This window comes from Dethiosulfovibrio peptidovorans (genome assembly GCA_002748665.1).
GTDB lineage: Bacteria > Synergistota > Synergistia > Synergistales > Dethiosulfovibrionaceae > Dethiosulfovibrio > Dethiosulfovibrio peptidovorans_A.
In genome coordinates this window covers 21,907-39,894 of record PDTB01000031.1, presented here as the reverse complement: position 1 = coordinate 39,894, position 17,988 = coordinate 21,907, and the positions used below count along the sequence as shown (strand labels likewise).

The following is a 17,988-nucleotide window of genomic DNA, read 5'->3' as shown; positions in this document are numbered from 1 at the left end:
TTTTCCCCCTCTTGAAAAAGACCGTACTGTATCAAATTGTACACCGTCAGCACCCAAATAACAAAAAGCCCCTTCCCGAAGTTGTCCGAGAGGGGATCAATTGTACAGACATTCACCCCCTGAGAACACCATAGAGGCTAAAACCATTGTTTTTCGATTCGTAGCGATCTGTCACGACGACAGTTTTTCTGAAACAGGTTACCCGACACCAGCTCCCCCGAAACCATAGTATACACGGTCTTTCCGTATTCTACGGCATCCAGGTCGTGGGAGACCAAAAGAAGGGTAACGCCATCCTCGTTCAATTCGGAAAAGACATCCATGATTCGCTTGGTGGACTCCACATCAAGATCCGACGTTGGTTCATCAGCAATCAGGATCTTTGGAGAATTAATCAAGGATCGGGCGATAAGCACCCGACGCAGCTCCCCGCCAGAAAGCTCCTGAGGATAGGAGTTGATCAAGGGTTCAATTCCAAGTTTTTTCAGAATGAAGTGAGCAATCTCCTCTCCTTCTCCTTCCCGAGGGTACAGATAGAACGGGAGAAGAATGTTCTCTAGAACAGTAAGGTTAGGAAGCGTAGCCATTCCCTGGGGGATAAACCCTATCAGGTCGTTCCTCAAAAAGGAGATTTGATTGTCATCCTTTCCCTTGAGGCTCTGACCGTCAAGCTCAACATCGCCTGACGTGGGGGTGAGCATACCAGCAGCCATGTTCAGCAAGGTAGATTTCCCGCTTCCTGATCGACCAACGATGTTTACGTAATCTCCTGCTTCAACCTCAAGGTTCACGTCCTTCACGGCCTGGAAGGTGACGCCTCCCCGGGCATATTTTTTACACAGATCACTCAGCCGTAGAATCATGTCTATTAGCCCCTCACGTTATCATAGATATCGGCATAACCAGCCTTAATTGCCGAACCAGCTGCCGAGAGAATGCTCGTGATTACAGCAACGAGCACACTGATTCCTCCCAGCGCAAGAAGATCGACAATGCTCGGGAGCAAAAAGGGTATGCTTAACAGGGCCACCACCATGGGGCCGGTGACAGCAACGGTGGCTCCCGCCAAGAGGACGCCTAGCACCGATCCGTAAAGACTGATCAGGAGGACCTCGGCCAAAGCGAGGCGAACAAGCTTGCCTTTAGTAGCTCCCATGACTCGTAGGATACCCATTTCTTTTTTCCGTTCACCCAAGGTCATTGCAAAGAGCAGTGCAATAACTACAACAGCCAAAATCCAGACGATGACGATGATAATTTTGATCAGCCCAGAGACTACCGTCAGATTTGACGATATTTCGTTGACAAATTTTTTACTGAACAGAGCATAAATCCCCTGATCGTTCAATTTTTTGTTGATCTCCTTCGCAACCTTGACCGAGTTGTACCCCGGAGCAAGCTTGATCATAACGGTGGATATAAGGCTTCCGTCCTCAGCGAGAGGATGTTGGATGATGCGCTCGGCAGCAACGGCCAGATCCGCAATGGTCTCACGGGTCATAAAGACAGTGGCGTCAAAACCCATCCCCGTCTGTTCCAGTCGCCCAGCCACGTCATGGTGGTTTTTGAAGAACATGATGTCGTCACCCAAAGCTCCCGCTACATGATATCCCAGGATGACCTCGCCACGCTTCAACTTTCTGTGTATCGTTTTATCCAACCACGGTTTGATAAGAAAATCCGTATCGTAGTCGATGCCGACGAGCTGAACCGGATAGGAGCAACACGAGGCGTTCAACGTGGCGAGGAAAGTTTGAGGGGTCATCTTGTCGATGCCCTCAACGCCGATTTCTCGAATCCGATCCAATACATCTGCGGGAAGATAGAAAGTTGACGGCTTTCCCGAGAGAAGAATGCTGTCGATGTGAGGATCATACCCTTCCGGAACGACGATGATATCAGCCCCCAGACGGTCCGACATACTGGAAACACCGTTGGACAGGCTGATGGAGAGAACGGCACCGGCAAACAGGGAAAAAGCAAAGAGCATGATCATGAGGACAAGACAAAAGCTCCTCTGTGGTTTTCTTCGAATGTTTTTTTTGGCGATCCTGAAGGTGGTCAACCTTGAGGCCATGTCAACGCTCCTCAGCAACAAATCGATAGATCAAAGCAGCGATGTTCACCAAAACGATCACGATAATAAGCTTCGTCAGCGCCGGCATGGTTACAGCAAAACAACTGTGGTGCGCGTTAGCGCACAGTCCGCATTCCCATCCGTTGACCGATTTGTTCCCGATGGGGATGATCCTGTGAGGAACCATGTAGCACACGAGAGCGATGACAGCCGTCAAAATATACGACCAGGATCGAAGCCAGCCTTTTTTTTGCGCCATAAAAACAAGGAGCGCGATAGCCACGACAAGACACCCCATGATCACGGTAAAAATACCGGTGTAGTAGCATTTCATGGGATTGCCGTCGGGAGCCATCTTAGTGCAGACGGGGAATAGTACAAAGGGAAGTAGGGCGAGAACGACTCCTAAAACCACATTCAAAAGAACAAAAAAGTTTTTGCGATTTATTTTCATAATTTACTTAGCCTCCTTAAGGGCTCTACGCACTGCCGCCTGGAATTCCTTGAACGTCACGGTGGCTCCAGAGACGGCGTCCATCGTATCAACATCCTGCATCTTTAAAAGCATCTCTGGATATTGTTGCATACCCTCTACAGCAAGTTGAGCTCGTCGATAGTTTTCCGCGCCACTGTTTTTTCCGTAGTTCTCGTCCTTGACATGCCCTTCGGCATCAAGAGCTGTCATCTGACAATCAACGATCTTTCCACCTCTCATCTTGAGAGTCACCCTGGTGCTGCTCCCCTTCTCCTCGTTATGGAATTCTCCTTGATACACGCCATCCTTTCGGGACTGAGGAGTGGATGCTTTGCGAAACACGACAATCCCAACAACAGCGACAGCAACCAAAGCCACAAGAGCTATTCCCAAACGATTTTTCACGACTTCCGCCGCCCTTCTACAGTTTGGTCTATATCCTGAACGATCTTTCCATACTCCAGGACAATCTTTCGTTCTGCCACGTCACCCACTGCAGGATCGTGGGTCACGACGACGATGGTTGCCCCTTCTTTATGGAGATTTTTCAGGATATCGATGACCATACCCTCGTTTTCCTCGTCCAGGTTCCCCGTTGGCTCGTCAGCCAACAGAATATCCGGCGAGTTGATCAGCGCTCTGGCGATACAGACTCGTTGCTGCTCTCCTCCCGAAAGCTGCCTCGGAAGATGACGGGCCCTCTCCTTCAGCCCGACCTTTTCCAGAGCTTCCATCGCCTCCGCCGCGTCTGGCATGCTGTGATAGTACTGGGCAACCATCACATTCTCGAGAGCGTTCAAATAGCCGATAAGATGAAACTGCTGAAAGATAAGCCCAATTTTATCCCGACGGATCTTCGTCAAATTTTTGGCGTTCTCCCGACTGATGTCCTGCCCATCCAGGATGACACTGCCTACCGATGGACGGTCCATACAGCCGATGATATTGATCATCGTGGTTTTGCCCGACCCGGAGGGGCCCATTATCGCCAGCCAATTGCCAGCATCCACGGCCAGGTCGATTTCCGACAATGCGTGCAGTGCACCATAGATCTTCGATACTTTCGACAGTTCCAATATCCTGCTCAATTTATTCACCCCTCAGCACTATGGCCGGATGGATGTCCATCACCCTGCGAACGGGCAGAATGGAAGCTACGATGGTAATGACGATGAACACCGTAATAGTTATAGGAACAAGGGACCACTGAAAATTGATGGCCCGACCGAAGACGCTGAGACTGACCCTCTGGGCGAACTCAAATCCCAAAGCGACGCCGATAAGCCCTCCGATACAGCCAAGAAAAACGCCCTCTCCTAAAAATTCGCGTATGATAAGGCAATTATCGGCCCCCAAAGCTTTTTTCAGACCGATCTCCTTCTTCCGCTCGGCAACCATCGCCATCATCGTCGTGGACACTGAAACCATCGTGATGATCAACACCACGATGGTGACGAGATAGACCAGAGCCTGCAGCTTGCCGAGAACGATATCCTGTGACTGGGTAAGACGACGGACTGCCCGAGGCTGAATTCCAGGGAGCTCCGCTGCCACCTGTTTCGTAATGGATTTGAGCTTGGCAGCATCGGCCACCACACTGCACTCAACCACGTCACTTTTAAAGCTGTCGCCGACGAGAGTGTCCAACATGCCTATGTCCACAAAGATAAACCCTTCCTCGGCTCCTCCCGTGGTGACGATGCCCTTCACAAACAGCTTTTTGCTGAAATACTGGGCTCCAATGTCCTTCTGTATATTTTCCTCAGCACTGAACGTTTGCTTGGAGGCTACCGCCTGTTCTCCGTATTTCACGCCTTTGACGACGAAGGGATCTCCCAGGGTGAGGTTTAACGTTCGGGCGATCTCCCTGCCCACCATAACCTGATCAGGGGTGGCCTTCGTTCCCCATTCTCCTTCCACAAACCAGAAGGGACTGTTCTCTTTTGCCTGAGCGAGATCGGTTCCGGCCATGATGTACGGCTGTTCGTTGATCTTGACCGTCTGATACCGGTAAGGAGCCATCCCGACGATTTGCCCCTCACCGATAATCTTCTTGACCTTCTCAATGTCAGCCCGGGATATTTTCCTGTCTCCCTCGGGCAAAAGGATCAAATTTGCCCCATAGGAGCGAAACTCCCGTCCAAGCTGTCTGGGAATGTCGTAATAGATGGTCACCAACCCCGAAAGGATGGTCGCCCCTATAGCGATGGCCAGGATAGCCACCATGAGACGGGAACTCCGCCTGATCAGGGAGCTCAACACCATCTTCAGATACATTTTTTTTCTGCTTCCGACTCTATTTCCCATGAAGGACCTCCGTGGGTTTCAGGTTCAACAGATATCGGATAGCCGGGATGCTTCCCAAGAGGACAACAAAGAAGAGGATGACTGAAATGATTGGTATCACCATACGGGAGAGTTCAATATAGGAGCCAAAGACGGTCAACCCTATGATCTGAGCAAACCCAATGCCAACGAAATACCCCAACAGACCTCCGACAAAACCGATGATCATGACCTCAGCCAGAACGAGAAGGATAATTTGCGAGTTCAACGCTCCCAGAGCCTTCAGGAGCCCCAACTCCTGGCTCCGCTCGATGACACCGGCGGTGATAAGGTTGGAGATTGCAAGGGCCGACCCTATGGAACTCAGAATCGTGATCAACGTCATGAGAAAGGTCGTTTTGTTCAAAATAGTTCCCTCCGACTCTGCCACCTGTCGCACCGGCTTGGCCACCCCATCACGGACGACTTCCTGAATCTGGTGACAAATAGCGCTGACGTAGGCCGTGCAGTACCATGTCTCGTAATCGGTAGGACTCAAGCTCTGAGGATCCTGCGCAGCGCGCCGGGCCAGGTCATTATCCGGCGTAGTGATAGCCGACACCTCAATCCGGGAGACTTTCCCCTGAAAGCCCACAAGCTCCTGAACCATCTTGAGGCTTCCTACAACATGCTCATCTCCGGCACCACCATCGATGTAGATGCCCTTGACCGTCACCTGTCGGGAGGCATCACCGTGCCTGAGAGTGATCACATCCCCCACGGAGATACCATTGCGCCCGGCGAGAAGACTCCCCAACATGACATAATCGTCGTCATCCTGACACAGCCACTGGCCTACAAGATCTATGTGCCACCAGGTTCTGAGGTTTTGCAACCCCGTATCCAACGACTCCCCGGTAGGGAGATCCGCACGTTTTTGAACCCACGTCCCAAGAATCGGGACCTCTCCCTTTATTCCGTCGATCGTCGCTCTGGCTGCAAGGAGAGGCGCAAAGTCAATGATGTTGAAACCCCAGAAGATAGTCTTGAGCTTCAACATATCCTCCTCCAACAGGAACTTATCCGTCACGCCGCGTCCCTCATCCAAACCGTAGAGGTCATTCATGAGAGCTGCGTCCTTGTGACGAACGACGATGTTAGCTCCATATACCTTCAGTTCCCGGTTCACCTTATCCCCAATACCCAGCATGACATTCATCATGGCCGTAGAGAGAGAGACCCCCAAGGTTACGGTGAAAGCGATCATAAACATCTTGCTTTTCTGGCGAGCGACAGTCCGCCCAATCATTCTCCAAAACACTGGGCCCTCCTACTTGAAACGCTTTTCATGACGTTCAAGTTCCCTCACATCGATGTATATTTTTGAGTCCTTGACCTCGTAGGCAAAGGGAATCGGGTTGCAGCCGCCCTTAAAACCTATGGTGTTCTTGTTCATGACCACGTCGCAACGTCGACAAACGACATCTTCCTCTCCTCGCTCAAAATAACCGGCAATACCGCAGATTTCACAGGCATCCAACCCCACTCCATAGGCTGTCCCCACGGGTTTCTTCACCACCAGGAACCTCACATCGTACCCAGCAGGCGTGACATAAGAAAACTTATGAAGATGACCATCAGCAACCTGATCGAGATTGATGGTAATGATCCCCTCTTGTATTTCGTACCCTTCCGGCTGAATCTCAGCAGGCGGTTTTGTATCAAAGTAATGAAGGACAACGACGATAACGACCGTGATAACTGACCATGTCAAAAGGCTATACGACCACCGACGAAAGCCCCGAAGGCGCGCTTTTTCCTTACGTCGTCGAGCCTTATTCGGGAACTCACCTTGAACAGACCAATGAGTCACCACGACATAGGAGAGCAGAATGCCCCCTAAAAGAAGCTGTGCAAAGAGAAACACGTTGGAAAAATTATCCCCAAAAATCATGATCTCAAAAACGAAGTCCGACAGGCCGATGATTTTCAGTCTCTGAAGGGCCGCAACAGCTTTAACACTGTATTCCAAAAAGAAGAAAAGAAGCGAACAGTTCAGAACCAGAAGACTGCCCCTATACCCAAGAGCCTGAGAAACGCGAAGAACGCTCAAGGACAAGAACGAACAAACGATCAATCCGAGACAAAAACCAATGCCCCTCAAGAGAGCCATCGTACTGACCCCGATCTCGCCGAAATACACAAATTCTTGCGTGTACTGGAAGACCTGGGGCATGAGATACATCAGGGACAGGACAAGCAGGCCCGTCAAAGAGAGGACATACCCACAAATCCAACAACGGCCTTGACGACGAAGAAGGGCACACCCTCCCCTCCAGATGAGAGCAATCAGGGCCACAGTCGCAACGGCCACTACAGCCCAACGATTGAACTTCATGAGAGGCACGTTCATTCCCTTTGGGTCAAATAGCCGGACAGCAAAAACAACGGCCCCCAGCAAGACACCTATGACCGTTCCAATCGAAATTATGAACCTCTCTATCCTTTCCCCGGCACGAACGACAAAGTTCAGAACCAGACCGATCATGAAGAACAAAGATGCAAGATGATCAGTGACAGCTACAAGAAATTTGAGAATTGCGCAACCTCTCCTACCATTAAAATGGTGCAGGGCACCGCATCATCTCGGCGAAAAAACCGACCAGTGATGAGCAGGCGCCCTGCGACTATTTGTACGTTATTGCTATCTTACACGGTCGCCTCTACTTGTTCTGCAGTTGCTCAGCCGTGTAGTTCCAGTCGAACTCAGTGGTATAGGTTTTGAAGTAGTCTTTGGCACCCTCTTTGGCGGGGACGCCGGTCTCGGGGTCAGTGTGAAGAAGGTAATCCGTCGGAGGCTCGATGATGAGCTTCAGCTTATAGCGTCCAACCGTCATACCTTTCTTGATGTTTGCCCCGTAGTGAGGACCATCGTCGGCATTCATGGGCATGAAGCTACCCTCTTTGACGACCTTGCCGCTCTTGATATCCCGAACTTCGTACTTAACCGTCAGATATGCTGGCCAGATATTCTCACCAGAGCCGAAGCCATACAGCACAGCGTAGGAAGGCTGAAGATGGATATCCGCCTCAAGGTGCATGTCAGACTCTTCCTTAGAGGGATTCTTCCCCGGAGGATACATATCCACTGCCTGGAAATACACAGCAGCCACGTTGTAAGGGCCAACCTGGACTTCTTCACCAATAGGAATCTCGACAAACCCGCTTTCACCAGGTTTTTCTGCCTGGACCCCTGCCATAGCCACAGAAACCATGGCTAAGAGGGCTACCACAAAAAGAACTGTTACCGCACATTTCTTAAACATAAACTACCTCCTGAGTAAAAGATTTTGTATAAAAAGCCCACCAGGGACCTCTTATCAAAATATGTAAAGGACCTACTGTTTTGCCTTCTTTGAATTTCCCAAGGAATGAGAAAGAATGATCCACACCGCAGCGATGATGAGCATAACCTGAGGGATCAGAGTCTCAGCCCTATCGTATATATTCAGGAACTCGATGGAAAATCCGTGCATAGACGGGATAACAGTACTCCCCATAATAACGTCGGCTTCGGTAAGCTCAACAACCCCCTTACCCATGAATGATACACAGAGAACAAAGAGTAAAATACTGGTAAACAGGAAGAAGGGTTTAAGAGGGAGTTTAACGCTGAAGTATCGGAAAGCCACGTAGACCGCAATCAAGACGATCACACCAGCTAAAATCCCGTATACGATGTGAGGGGTACTGCTCATACCACCCGAGAAGGCAGCCTTATAGAACAGGATTAACTCAGCCCCCTCCCTCATCACGGCGATGAAGGCCGCAAAAACGAGAGTCATCTGGCTTCGCCGATCAATGGATTGTTGAACTTTATCGCTAATATACTCGGTCCAAGCCTCGGTCTCGGACTTGGAGAGCATCCAATTACTGACGTAGAAGAGGACGGCCACAGCCAAAAACATGGTCCAACCCTCCAGAAGCTCCCGAGCCACACCGCTTGCCTCACCCATGAAGAACTCCAAAACGACAGCCAACACTACGCTTGCACCAATGGCCGCAATGGAACCATAATAGACACTTCGCACCATTCGTCCGTTGCCCGTCTTGATCAGGTAGGCGACTATAGCCACGATAACGAGGATAGCCTCAAGCCCCTCGCGAACCAAAAGGCCAAAAGCTGTCAAAAAGGAAAACCATCCCCTACCTGGAGCCACACCTGAGGGAGAACGGGGCTTTTCTTCTGAAGCGCTTTCAGCCTGAGGCTCGGACGTATAGGCTTCCGCCTCTTTCTTAGATGAAGCACCCGCCAAAGCAGGTTTGCCCACATCTCCATATACAGCCTCGCCGAGGCTATCGGGATCATCCGCATTGACCACACCGTCTAAAACCATCGCATCCTTGTACACCTTCACCCTGAGAGCCTCCAGAGAGTTCAGGATGGTAGCCTTGGGCATCTCCGTGTTGCCTAACAACGCATGTTTTATGCTGGCAAACAAAGCCTCAATATGCCCCACACGAGCAGAGGAGATTACAACCATGACGTTTTTTTCAAACCCTTGAACCTCGTAAAAGCCAAAGTAGGCTTTGTTCATGTGTTTGTAGGCATCCCGGTACTTGTCATTCTCGATATCGTGTCTGGCAGCGTTAAATTCCAGAGACATATCGGCGGCAACCTCTCGCCAGGTGTCGTACTTCTTCTTGGCCGCCAATGCATCTCTGACGGAGAGGGCGACAAAAATCAAGGCCATCATACTAATAAAACCAAGGTAGAGTCTCGATTTTGCAGATAGAGTCATATCCTCTTCTCTCCTGAATAGTTAGATTGAAAAAACAAGAAGGCTTGGAATATTGTAGCTATATCCCACTACATTTGTCAAGATAGATGTCATTGCTCAGTGATACTGTCACCCCTCCTCCAGGAGATACCCAGTCTGTATACGAACAAGTATCACGACTTCTTTTCGTTCTCCCAAAGTTTTGTCTTCGGTACAGGTAAGGTCTTCGTCCTCTCTTCTGAAGCCAAGGGATGTGTTGAACGTTTGTGGAAAACTCTGCAAGGCAAACTGTCTGGAGAGCTGAGGCTCCCTGGTGTTTCTGATATTGAGGATGCCAACAAAGTCCTGCCCAGACTGCTGTCGAAATCAGGGATACTCTCCGGGAAGATATGGACTGCGCACAAGAAGCGGAGAATCGAGATGAGGGAAGTCGATAAGCAGGAGCGCGCTTCTCAAAACAAAGTACCGGCAAAAAAAGGCGAACCTGTGATCCTTCACAGGCCCACCCCAAACTACCCCTGAGATGTACTTTCAAACAACCCTGCGACAACACTTAGAGCATGGAGACTCTACTGGGACTTTTTCTCTGAACACTTAGGGGTAACTCTTCCTCTGGATATTGAACGAAAAATCGCATGACAGATAGAACTACTCAAAATAAGTACTCTGATACGATAAAAGAAGACGACGTGGAGAACTCTCGCGTCACCTTCAAATCACAAACTCAAACATGGCAAGATTCTGTTAAATTGAATAATAATTAAAAATCATAAGAAAAGGAATAAGCCTCCGAGATTCTTCTCCTGCAGGGGACTACGAAGGGGGCTTTTAACAGCAACCCCTTTTTAAAGAGAATGCCCATGATGTTCTATAGTCAGACAAATGTCTCGTTGAGTTGCAATTTGTTTTTTTCGTAGAGAGAAGCTATCGTGGCATCGATCCCGATTTATCAGGAAGAGGAGCGACAAAGCTGCCCCTGACCAAAGGCAACCACATTGGACTAAGCAGAGAATCAACGATGTGAAAGAGATACGAATTTCAGGCTCTGCAAGATCAAGCCCCTCGTCGAGGGACCCCAAGGGTTCGAACGACCTTACCCAGAATTTGAAACAACCCTTCTTCGATATCCTCATCGGAAAAGAACCTTGGTGGATATTTCAAAGAGGATGACCGGATCTCCACTCCTCCCGTTCGACACCAATACACCCATTTAACAGCCCAGTCTCCGTTCCGCCCAAAACTCACCAGAGCGGGATCACCATCGTAAACTTCCTCCCCGGGGTTAACCACCACCTGAGAGCCATCCAGTATTCCCGCTTCCTCCATGCTGTCTCCTTCGACGGTCACGATGAAGGGATATCGGTCGGGCTCCCGAGAGACGGTTCGAAAGAACTCTCCCGGAAGACGTAAAAACTCATCGGCGTCAGCGTAGACCTCGGCCATTCCCCCAGCACCGTATCCTGCACAGGCAATCATGGACTTTCCTAAAACCGGAACATCAACCCACCGACCAGAGGCAAAGGAGCTGCTTGCTCCCGAAAGCATTCCCTCGGGGGGCTCCCCCTCTCCGCTGATCAAGAAACCCGCAGAGCATCCCAACGCCGACGCAAGGCTCTCCCACGTATCGATGGACAACCCTATTCGGTCATTTTCGGCCTGACTGATGGTATTCTGACGCACTCCAGAGAGCTGCGCCAGTTCAGTTTGTGTCAGATTCTGTCCTTTTCTCGCTCGACGAAGCCTTTCTCCCCGAGTCATGGACGATCACCTCCATATATCACTCCTAGTATCCACTAAAAAGATATTTTTTGCAAGTATCACGAAAAAATCTATTGAAATGATACACTATTCGGCATAATATCTGTATATATAATATATCGGAGGTGTTCTCGATGGATACAAAAACGATGCAGATGATCGTGAGAAACGGGCATTTCGCAGGATACGACATTCGCCATAAAAAGCAGGTTCATCGCACGATCCTGCTCGCCCAAACAATGGCAGACAAGCTGTCGCAGAAGCGATCCCAACCCATCAAGCTGGGCTGCCCCGCCCCTAAAAACCTTACACCAACGCCAAGTATGTGAATATCAATGAGGAGGTCGAAGAACGTGGGTGCCGGGGACCACTCGTTTTTCTCGAGAGATGCCCAAGAGGCACAACGAGGAGATGAGTTGGTCCCCACAGGCGAAGGCTTGGGCCAAAACAGACCCATCGGGTGAAACGATCAGACTCTCCCCTTCATTCACCGGTCGGGCTGTCGCCACAAAGACCCTGTTCTCAGCCACCCGGCTTTGGGTGACGATATCAGCCTTGGGATGCCCCCCGAGCCAAAAAATCATGGAAGCCCCCTGTTCGGCAAGCCCTCTGGTTCTCTCGTGCTTCACTCCCTCCTCAGCGACTATGACGCCCAGACGACCGATACCAGCGATATTCTGCACATCGGGAACAAGAGGAAGCTCTCTGTGGCTTCGCAAAAGCTTAAAAGCGGAAAGCCCTCCCTGAGCACCACCTTCATGTCCCAAAACAAAAACGGTGTTTGGGACTCTGTGGGAAAGTGTAAAGAGACGCTCTTTGACGATCTCAACCTCTCGTCAAAATGCCAAAGAAATCGCTTACCTTCCTCAAGAAGCACCGATCCATCAGGACGGCCCCGCTGAGCCAATCCCCCCCTCGAAAAAGAGGGAGCCCAAGAGCGATATAGACACCACAGATCCTCGCCTTCTCCTGAAAAAGGGCGAGAACTTGTTTTGCCTCATCGGGAGAAGCAGAATCCCTGGCCCACCGATCCAACACATACCCAGGATAGACGGCTTCCGGCAAAACAACGATCTCACCGCCAGAGGAAGACGCTCTCTGGACAGCCTCAAGGGCCTCTTTCAAACTTCGTTCCCTATCATTCACGTCACGAGCAAAAAGCTGGACACAGCAAACTCGAACACGAGGCATAGACTTACCTCCTTATTGTGATAAATATTTCAAAAACTACGAAAGATGATCAATATCACGTCCATGAGCTCTCGTTATCCGAATGAATTTATACCCTTTCAATACTCTATACAAAAAAACACTCTCCAAAAGGCTTTGCTCTTTAATATTTAACCCCTCGGACCCCCAGAGGAGTATATCTGGCTTTTAAAAATCGCTGTAACAACCCATACGGCAGATTAAACTCCTCTTTTTACTCTTGCATCTGTTCTCTAAGATTCTCCATGTTTATCAGACTCGTTCTCCCCCACTGGTAGATGCTACATTCCTAACTCTGGGTAACCCTCTGTCACGATCTTAAGAGATTTTTTACGTTTCACATGTCTTTGATTTTTCAACCACGGTTTTTGCAGGCTGTTTTGACCTCTCCACGGCTATGGATCACGTTAAACATCAGACGTATGGGAACTGCTCTATAGGAGCTTCATGAAGCTATCCTGAAATATTTTGGAGAATTTTTTGTTGCTCTGAAACTTTTTTGACGTAGCGCAATTTTTTTCTTTATCCCTGGAGGTACAATAATTGTTAAGTAAATCAAACTCAACCTCTCCCGCATGTTGCGTCAAAAGAGGCAAAGGAGGATCTTCATATGAGAAAGTCTCTCTCCGTTTTGTTGTTTATTGCGCTTCTGACCGTGGCTTTGGCTTGTACCGATGTGTCATCGGCCAACTCTGTTACTCTGAAAGTGGGAGTACCTAAAGCTCCCCCGGCTCTTCCTTTTTTGTACATGATCGAGAACGATTCCCTGGATGGTCACGCCAAGATAGAGCTGGAGCTCTGGGACAGTGCCGAAATGCTCATCGCTATGGTGCAAGACCGCCATCACCATTTATTTGCTTTCCCCATGACCGTTATATCCAAGTTGTACAACAAGGGACTGGATATCCAATTGTTGAACGTCAACACCTGGGGGGTCTCCTACCTTCTCACCTCCGATCCTGACCTCAAAAACTGGACAGACCTTAAGGGGCAAACGATCTACGTAAACCTACAGTCCTCTCCTCCAGACGCTCTTACCCAGTATTTTCTCGACGCTGCGAGCATGAAGCCTGGAAAAGATGTGATTTTAATTTATGCTTCTATTCCTGAGGTGGGCGCCATGGCAGCTTCGGGAAAAGCTCGATACGCTGTGCTCCTAGAGCCTATGGCAACCAAGGCGTTGATGAACAACCCCAAGCTTCGGGTGGCTTTCGATTTCGAGAAAGAATGGCAGAAAGTGAACGGAGGAAATGACCGGACCCCTACTGCCGGTATCGGCGCCACAGGAGTTTTCCTGACTGATCATCCCGAACTGATCGAGCCCTTTCAAGAGGCTTACAGGGAAGGAGTAGAGTGGACTCGTTCTCATCCCCAGGAGATAGGAGCACTGGCAGAAAAATATCTGGGGCTGAATGCTGAGCTCGTTTCCCGAGCGATTCCTACCATGGGGCTCCAATTTAAAACTGCTCTGGAGGCTCGGGACGAGGTTAACGCATTTTATAAACTGCTCATGGAGTTCAATCCCAAAATGATCGGAGGTACGATTCCTGACAAAGGAATGTTCTACCATGCTCGGTAGGAGCGGGGCGGAGCGCCTGATCGACGGTGCCGCTACAGCTACGATTGTTTTTGGGAGTTGGTTCCTTTTGAACCTTTTTTTCTCCCCCCTTGTGGTTCCAACCATGGGAAGTGTCTGGAGCGAACTGTGTCGAATTGCCACGACCCCCGATTTGTATGGCATGATCGTCGTGACAGCCATTCGGCTCGGTATCGGTCTTGTCATAGGATTGATTATCGGCGTAATCCTGGGAATCGCAATGGGATTCTCCCGGCACCTCGGTGGAATACTGTCTCCCATCGTAGGGCTGTTTCAGACGGTTCCGCCAGTGGCATGGGTGGTTTTAGCTCTAGTATGGTTCGGGTTCAACGGTAAACCAGCCATCTTTATTGTGCTGACCGCTACGGTTCCGGTAATATCCATCAATGTTCGTCAGGGCATCGATCAGATAGACCACGGTCTTTTGGAGATGGCCCAACTCTACGCTTTTTCCAGGAGGAAGATCCTTCGCCACGTGGTCTTACCATCGGTAGCTCCGTACTTCTCCTCGGGGTTTCGAATCGCTTTAGGAACCGGCTGGAAGATTGCTGTAATGGGAGAAGTACTGACCACCAACGACGGCATCGGTGGGATGATCAAGAACGCCCGATTAAACGTGGAGCCTGAGGCCATCGTAGCCTGGTCTGTGGTTGTCGTCGGACTGTATTACCTATCCGATTGGAGTAGCCATTTTATCCTTCCTCGGAGGCCTCATGCTCCGCATTTGTGATGTCTCAGTCTCCCTAGGCAATCTGTCGGTGCTGGACCGGGTATCTTTTCACGTGAACGAGAGAGAAATCGTGGTTCTCATTGGTCCCTCGGGATGTGGGAAGTCCACCATCCTTCGGGCTATCTCAGGCCTCGTGCCAATGGAGTCTGGACAAATCAATCGTAATGAAGGCAGGCTGGCCTTTGTTTTTCAGGATAACCGGTTGCTTCCCTGGAGGACAGTATACGATAATGTGAGATTGGTGAATGAAGAAGAGGCCCCTGGAGAGATCGACGAACTCCTGGCAGCTGTAGGTCTTCGAGGATTCGAGGGCTACTACCCGTCCCAGCTTTCCGGAGGAATGCTCAAGCGATGCGGCATTGCCAGGGCTTTTTTTCGCCACGGGCAGCTCCTCCTTATGGACGAACCATTTCAGGGGCTTGACTATCCCTTGCGGCGGGAGATGTTGTCGATGCTCCTCCAGGTTTGGCGCTCTCGACCTCAAGGAGTTGTGTTTGTCACTCATGAGATTGATGAAGCCCTATCAGTAGCCAGCCGTATTCTAGTGATGTCCAAGCGACCGACCAGAGTAATCCGAGAGTTTCTCCTCCCGGGGAGTGAGGGAAGGGATCCCACCCGGGAGGATCTCTCTAGCATCCGACGGGAGATAATCGAAGTCATTACAAAATGAAAAATTATATTTAAAAATTAAGATCTCACCCAATCGATGGGCCTAGAAACTTGATGAATCTTATGGAGAGACATACGGGGCAGGTTATGAGGGCAGCTCATTCTGAGACAGAAGGATTGTGAATGACTATCTCTCCTTCCTCAGCAGAGAGATGGTGCATGCACCGGCTTTTTCGGGGAGAGGAACGCGTTCAACCAAATGAGGTAGACGATTCTCCGACTGGAGGGGGATGTGTTGATGGTTCCAGCCGAGGTGCTTCACGAGATTGAAGCCTTCAGCTAAGGAAATACGACATTACGGATCGACTTATCAAAAACGTGGAAAAAGGGAAGCTTCTATCAGTTTACCCAATTTTGTGGGGTACAGCCCTGGCAAGGAGACCAGTCTGACGATGGTGCGGAGATCCGGGATGAACATCACTGTTCTAGCTCTGGACAGAGGAGAGGTCCCGGGAAACCATTCGGTTCAGGAAGATACATTGGACTGCCTCCTGGAGAACGAGACCCACATCCCCCTCGGTGATGATACGGTGATCGTCAAAGACAATCAGACTGTGCTTATGCCTGGCGGAAAGCCCGATTCTCTGAAAGCCGAGAGGAGTTTCGAGAACTAACGGAGCGGCTCGCATAAGACGACTCTCGCAAAGGGACACATTCCCTGGTTCTTATAAAAAAGAGCCTTGAAGGGAAGACAGCTTCACCTTCAAGGCTTTCTGTAAGGCACACTGTGCTTCGGTTCGCACAGAATTTGTCTGGCTCCCCGGGCAGGACTCGAACCTGCGAATGGAGCGGAAGACGGGATTTGAACCCGCGACCCCAACCTTGGCAAGGTTGTGCTCTACCCCTGAGCTACTTCCGCAATAAAAGTGGTGGCGAGACCCAGAATCGAACTGGGGACACGCGGATTTTCAGTCCGCTGCTCTACCAACTGAGCTATCTCGCCAACATGGCGGGGCCGACGAGACTTGAACTCGCGACCTCCGGCGTGACAGGCCGGCACTCTAACCAGCTGAGCTACGACCCCGCTCTGCGACGATGCTTGGTGGGCGGTACAGGGTTCGAACCTGTGACCCTCTGCGTGTAAGGCAGATGCTCTCCCGCTGAGCTAACCGCCCGGCGGCTCCAGCGCACCAACGCAAAAGGTAGTATATAGTGGGAAGCAGGCCTTGTCAACGCCCATTGAGACAACTCGATCCAGCGACCTTATCCGCCATTCTTCGATACAGGCCAGCGACTCAAAATTATCAGCGACCAAAATATTTTTAACAAAAAGCGTCAACCTTCCGAAACCCCGAGCTTTCGGTACTCGTCGGCTACGCTCTCTCCAAAAGCCACCAGGTACACGGTTTCCAGAGAATTGTCGTCTCTGAGAAAGTCTCCGATGGTCTCCAGCGCTATAGAACAAGCTTTATGGACGGGATAACCGTAGACACCGCAGCTGATGGCCGGAAAAGCCACCGTGCGGCACCCGTGATCTCGAGCCAGGATGAGACTTCGCCTGTAGCACGAGGCAAGAAGCTCAGGCTCCCCTGAGTGTCCTCCGTGCCATACGGGGCCCGGCGTGTGAATAACGTAGCGAGCGGGGAGATCGAACCCCTGAGTGATCTTGGCATCGCCGGTGACACATCCGCCCAGGGCTCGACAGGAAACCAGAAGTTGGGGACCGGCAGCTCGATGGATAGCACCATCGACACCGCCACCGCCTAACAGAGTAGTGTTGGCCGCGTTGACGATAGCGTCAACGGCCATAGCCGTTATATCCCCCCGGGTCAAAATAATTCGGCTATCGACGCTCATGGAACCCCTCCTCTACAAGAGCACGGAGTGCCCGGGCAGAAGCCCGGACGTCATCTTGAGCCACCACAGCTGAGACCACCGCCACTCCGGATACTCCGACGTTCATGATCTCAGGCACACCAGATATCCCAATGCCACCGATGGCCACCACCGGAACAGTGGCAACCTCTAAAACTCTCTGTAGCCCATCCAACCCTATCACCAAGGTATCGTCCTTCGTCCCCGTGGGGAAGACAGCCCCCACTCCCAGATAGTCAGCACCGCACTTTTGAGCCTCTCTGGCCTGATCAACCGTTCTGGCGGAACGACCGATCAGAAAAGGACTGGGAGCAATCCGTCGGGCAGCCTCAAGGGGCAGATCGGATTGACCGAGATGGCAGCCATCCGCTCCAACTGCAAGAGCTACGTCCAGCCGGTCGTTGATAAACAACAACGCCTCGTGATCCTGACAGAGTTTTTGAAGGGCCGTAGCTACCTCGACCAGTTCCCTGCCGGACAGCTCCTTATCTCGAAGCTGTATGGCCGTGGCACCTCCATGAAGCGCTTCCGAAGCTTGCTCCATGATGGATCGTGGTGCCCCCAAACGCTGATCCGGAATGACATACAGTCGAAGAAACGACGCATCCATGG

The 17,988-nt window shown here is 50.7% G+C and carries 21 protein-coding genes and 4 tRNA genes; 6 read left to right on the top strand and 19 right to left on the bottom strand.

Annotated features, from left to right (window positions below):
* Positions 1 to 137 precede the first annotated feature (137 nt).
* The 10 genes from CSA35_09120 to CSA35_09075 all read right to left on the bottom strand — a co-directional run bounded on the left by CSA35_09120 (position 138) and on the right by CSA35_09075 (position 9,619).
* Entirely contained in the window at positions 138 to 869 is a 732-nt protein-coding gene (locus CSA35_09120; GenBank protein ID PIE53861.1) for an ABC transporter ATP-binding protein, read from the bottom strand.
* Positions 869 to 2,077: an ABC transporter permease gene (locus CSA35_09115; protein PIE53860.1), complete on the bottom strand. Its 1,209-nt coding sequence runs from the start codon at positions 2,075 to 2,077 to the stop codon at positions 869 to 871. Before CSA35_09115 ends, CSA35_09120 begins: the two co-directional genes overlap by 1 nt.
* A 1-nt stretch (position 2,078) precedes the next feature.
* The gene (locus CSA35_09110) at positions 2,079 to 2,531 is read right to left on the bottom strand and encodes a hypothetical protein (GenBank protein ID PIE53859.1); all 453 of its coding nucleotides are present in this window, start codon (positions 2,529 to 2,531) and stop codon (positions 2,079 to 2,081) included.
* Positions 2,532 to 2,534: 3 nt separating this feature from the next.
* On the bottom strand, positions 2,535 to 2,957 hold the full coding sequence (locus CSA35_09105; protein PIE53858.1) for an FMN-binding protein: 423 nt from the start codon (positions 2,955 to 2,957) through the stop codon (positions 2,535 to 2,537).
* Positions 2,954 to 3,640, bottom strand: coding sequence for a GTPase (locus tag CSA35_09100; protein ID PIE53857.1), 687 nt, complete (start codon positions 3,638 to 3,640; stop codon positions 2,954 to 2,956). Before CSA35_09100 ends, CSA35_09105 begins: the two co-directional genes overlap by 4 nt.
* A 1-nt stretch (position 3,641) precedes the next feature.
* Positions 3,642 to 4,859, bottom strand: a complete 1,218-nt coding sequence (locus tag CSA35_09095; protein ID PIE53856.1) for an ABC transporter permease — start codon at positions 4,857 to 4,859, stop codon at positions 3,642 to 3,644.
* Positions 4,849 to 6,138, bottom strand: a complete 1,290-nt coding sequence (locus CSA35_09090; protein PIE53855.1) for an ABC transporter permease — start codon at positions 6,136 to 6,138, stop codon at positions 4,849 to 4,851. The genes CSA35_09095 and CSA35_09090 overlap by 11 nt, the downstream gene beginning before the upstream one ends.
* Positions 6,139 to 6,147: 9 nt before the next feature.
* Positions 6,148 to 7,365 carry a hypothetical protein gene (locus tag CSA35_09085; protein ID PIE53854.1) on the bottom strand — a complete coding sequence of 406 codons (1,218 nt, stop codon included), beginning with the start codon at positions 7,363 to 7,365 and terminating at the stop codon, positions 6,148 to 6,150.
* Positions 7,366 to 7,540: 175 nt separating this feature from the next.
* Positions 7,541 to 8,143, bottom strand: coding sequence for a hypothetical protein (locus tag CSA35_09080; GenBank protein ID PIE53853.1), 603 nt, complete (start codon positions 8,141 to 8,143; stop codon positions 7,541 to 7,543).
* A 72-nt stretch (positions 8,144 to 8,215) separates the two neighbouring features.
* On the bottom strand, positions 8,216 to 9,619 hold the full coding sequence (locus CSA35_09075; protein ID PIE53852.1) for an iron permease: 1,404 nt from the start codon (positions 9,617 to 9,619) through the stop codon (positions 8,216 to 8,218).
* Positions 9,620 to 9,718: 99 nt separating this feature from the next.
* Here CSA35_09075 and CSA35_09070 point away from each other — a divergent pair, with 99 nt between their 5' ends.
* Positions 9,719 to 10,120 carry a hypothetical protein gene (locus CSA35_09070; GenBank protein ID PIE53851.1) on the top strand — a complete coding sequence of 134 codons (402 nt, stop codon included), beginning with the start codon at positions 9,719 to 9,721 and terminating at the stop codon, positions 10,118 to 10,120.
* A gap of 531 nt (positions 10,121 to 10,651) precedes the next feature.
* On the opposite strand, the gene CSA35_09065 is transcribed toward CSA35_09070, so the two are convergent.
* A complete protein-coding gene (locus CSA35_09065; protein PIE53850.1) occupies positions 10,652 to 11,356 on the bottom strand; it encodes a hypothetical protein in 705 nt (234 codons plus the stop codon).
* Positions 11,357 to 11,490: 134 nt separating this feature from the next.
* Here CSA35_09065 and CSA35_09060 point away from each other — a divergent pair, with 134 nt between their 5' ends.
* The gene (locus CSA35_09060; GenBank protein ID PIE53849.1) at positions 11,491 to 11,685 is read left to right on the top strand and encodes a hypothetical protein; all 195 of its coding nucleotides are present in this window, start codon (positions 11,491 to 11,493) and stop codon (positions 11,683 to 11,685) included.
* 3 nt (positions 11,686 to 11,688) lie between these two features.
* Here CSA35_09060 and CSA35_09055 read toward each other — a convergent pair whose 3' ends face one another.
* Both CSA35_09055 and CSA35_09050 read right to left on the bottom strand, forming a co-directional pair.
* On the bottom strand, positions 11,689 to 12,075 hold the full coding sequence (locus tag CSA35_09055; GenBank protein ID PIE53848.1) for a hypothetical protein: 387 nt from the start codon (positions 12,073 to 12,075) through the stop codon (positions 11,689 to 11,691).
* A gap of 106 nt (positions 12,076 to 12,181) precedes the next feature.
* Complete coding sequence (locus CSA35_09050) at positions 12,182 to 12,547, bottom strand: hypothetical protein (GenBank protein ID PIE53847.1); 366 nt, start codon at positions 12,545 to 12,547, stop codon at positions 12,182 to 12,184.
* A gap of 628 nt (positions 12,548 to 13,175) precedes the next feature.
* Here CSA35_09050 and CSA35_09045 point away from each other — a divergent pair.
* The 4 genes from CSA35_09045 (at position 13,176) to CSA35_09030 (ending at position 16,175) form a co-directional block, all read left to right on the top strand.
* Positions 13,176 to 14,144, top strand: coding sequence for a hypothetical protein (locus CSA35_09045; protein ID PIE53846.1), 969 nt, complete (start codon positions 13,176 to 13,178; stop codon positions 14,142 to 14,144).
* Positions 14,134 to 14,892, top strand: a complete 759-nt coding sequence (locus CSA35_09040) for an ABC transporter permease (GenBank protein ID PIE53845.1) — start codon at positions 14,134 to 14,136, stop codon at positions 14,890 to 14,892. The genes CSA35_09045 and CSA35_09040 overlap by 11 nt, the downstream gene beginning before the upstream one ends.
* Complete coding sequence (locus tag CSA35_09035; protein PIE53844.1) at positions 14,876 to 15,562, top strand: ABC transporter ATP-binding protein; 687 nt, start codon at positions 14,876 to 14,878, stop codon at positions 15,560 to 15,562. Before CSA35_09040 ends, CSA35_09035 begins: the two co-directional genes overlap by 17 nt.
* A 391-nt stretch (positions 15,563 to 15,953) precedes the next feature.
* Complete coding sequence (locus CSA35_09030; GenBank protein ID PIE53843.1) at positions 15,954 to 16,175, top strand: hypothetical protein; 222 nt, start codon at positions 15,954 to 15,956, stop codon at positions 16,173 to 16,175.
* A gap of 170 nt (positions 16,176 to 16,345) precedes the next feature.
* On the opposite strand, the gene CSA35_09025 is transcribed toward CSA35_09030, so the two are convergent.
* From CSA35_09025 to thiE, 6 genes are all read right to left on the bottom strand, one after another.
* Positions 16,346 to 16,420: transfer RNA gene (locus CSA35_09025), tRNA-Gly, on the bottom strand.
* Between the two features lie 8 nt (positions 16,421 to 16,428).
* Positions 16,429 to 16,504 (bottom strand) — tRNA-Phe (locus CSA35_09020).
* 4 nt (positions 16,505 to 16,508) lie between these two features.
* Positions 16,509 to 16,585 (bottom strand) — tRNA-Asp (locus CSA35_09015).
* Between the two features lie 16 nt (positions 16,586 to 16,601).
* Positions 16,602 to 16,676 (bottom strand) — tRNA-Val (locus CSA35_09010).
* 160 nt (positions 16,677 to 16,836) lie between these two features.
* Entirely contained in the window at positions 16,837 to 17,358 is a 522-nt protein-coding gene (locus CSA35_09005; GenBank protein PIE53842.1) for an O-acetyl-ADP-ribose deacetylase, read from the bottom strand.
* Entirely contained in the window at positions 17,345 to 17,986 is a 642-nt protein-coding gene (thiE, locus tag CSA35_09000) for a thiamine phosphate synthase (GenBank protein PIE53841.1), read from the bottom strand. The genes CSA35_09005 and thiE overlap by 14 nt, the downstream gene beginning before the upstream one ends.
* Between the last annotated feature and the right edge of the window lie 2 nt (positions 17,987 to 17,988).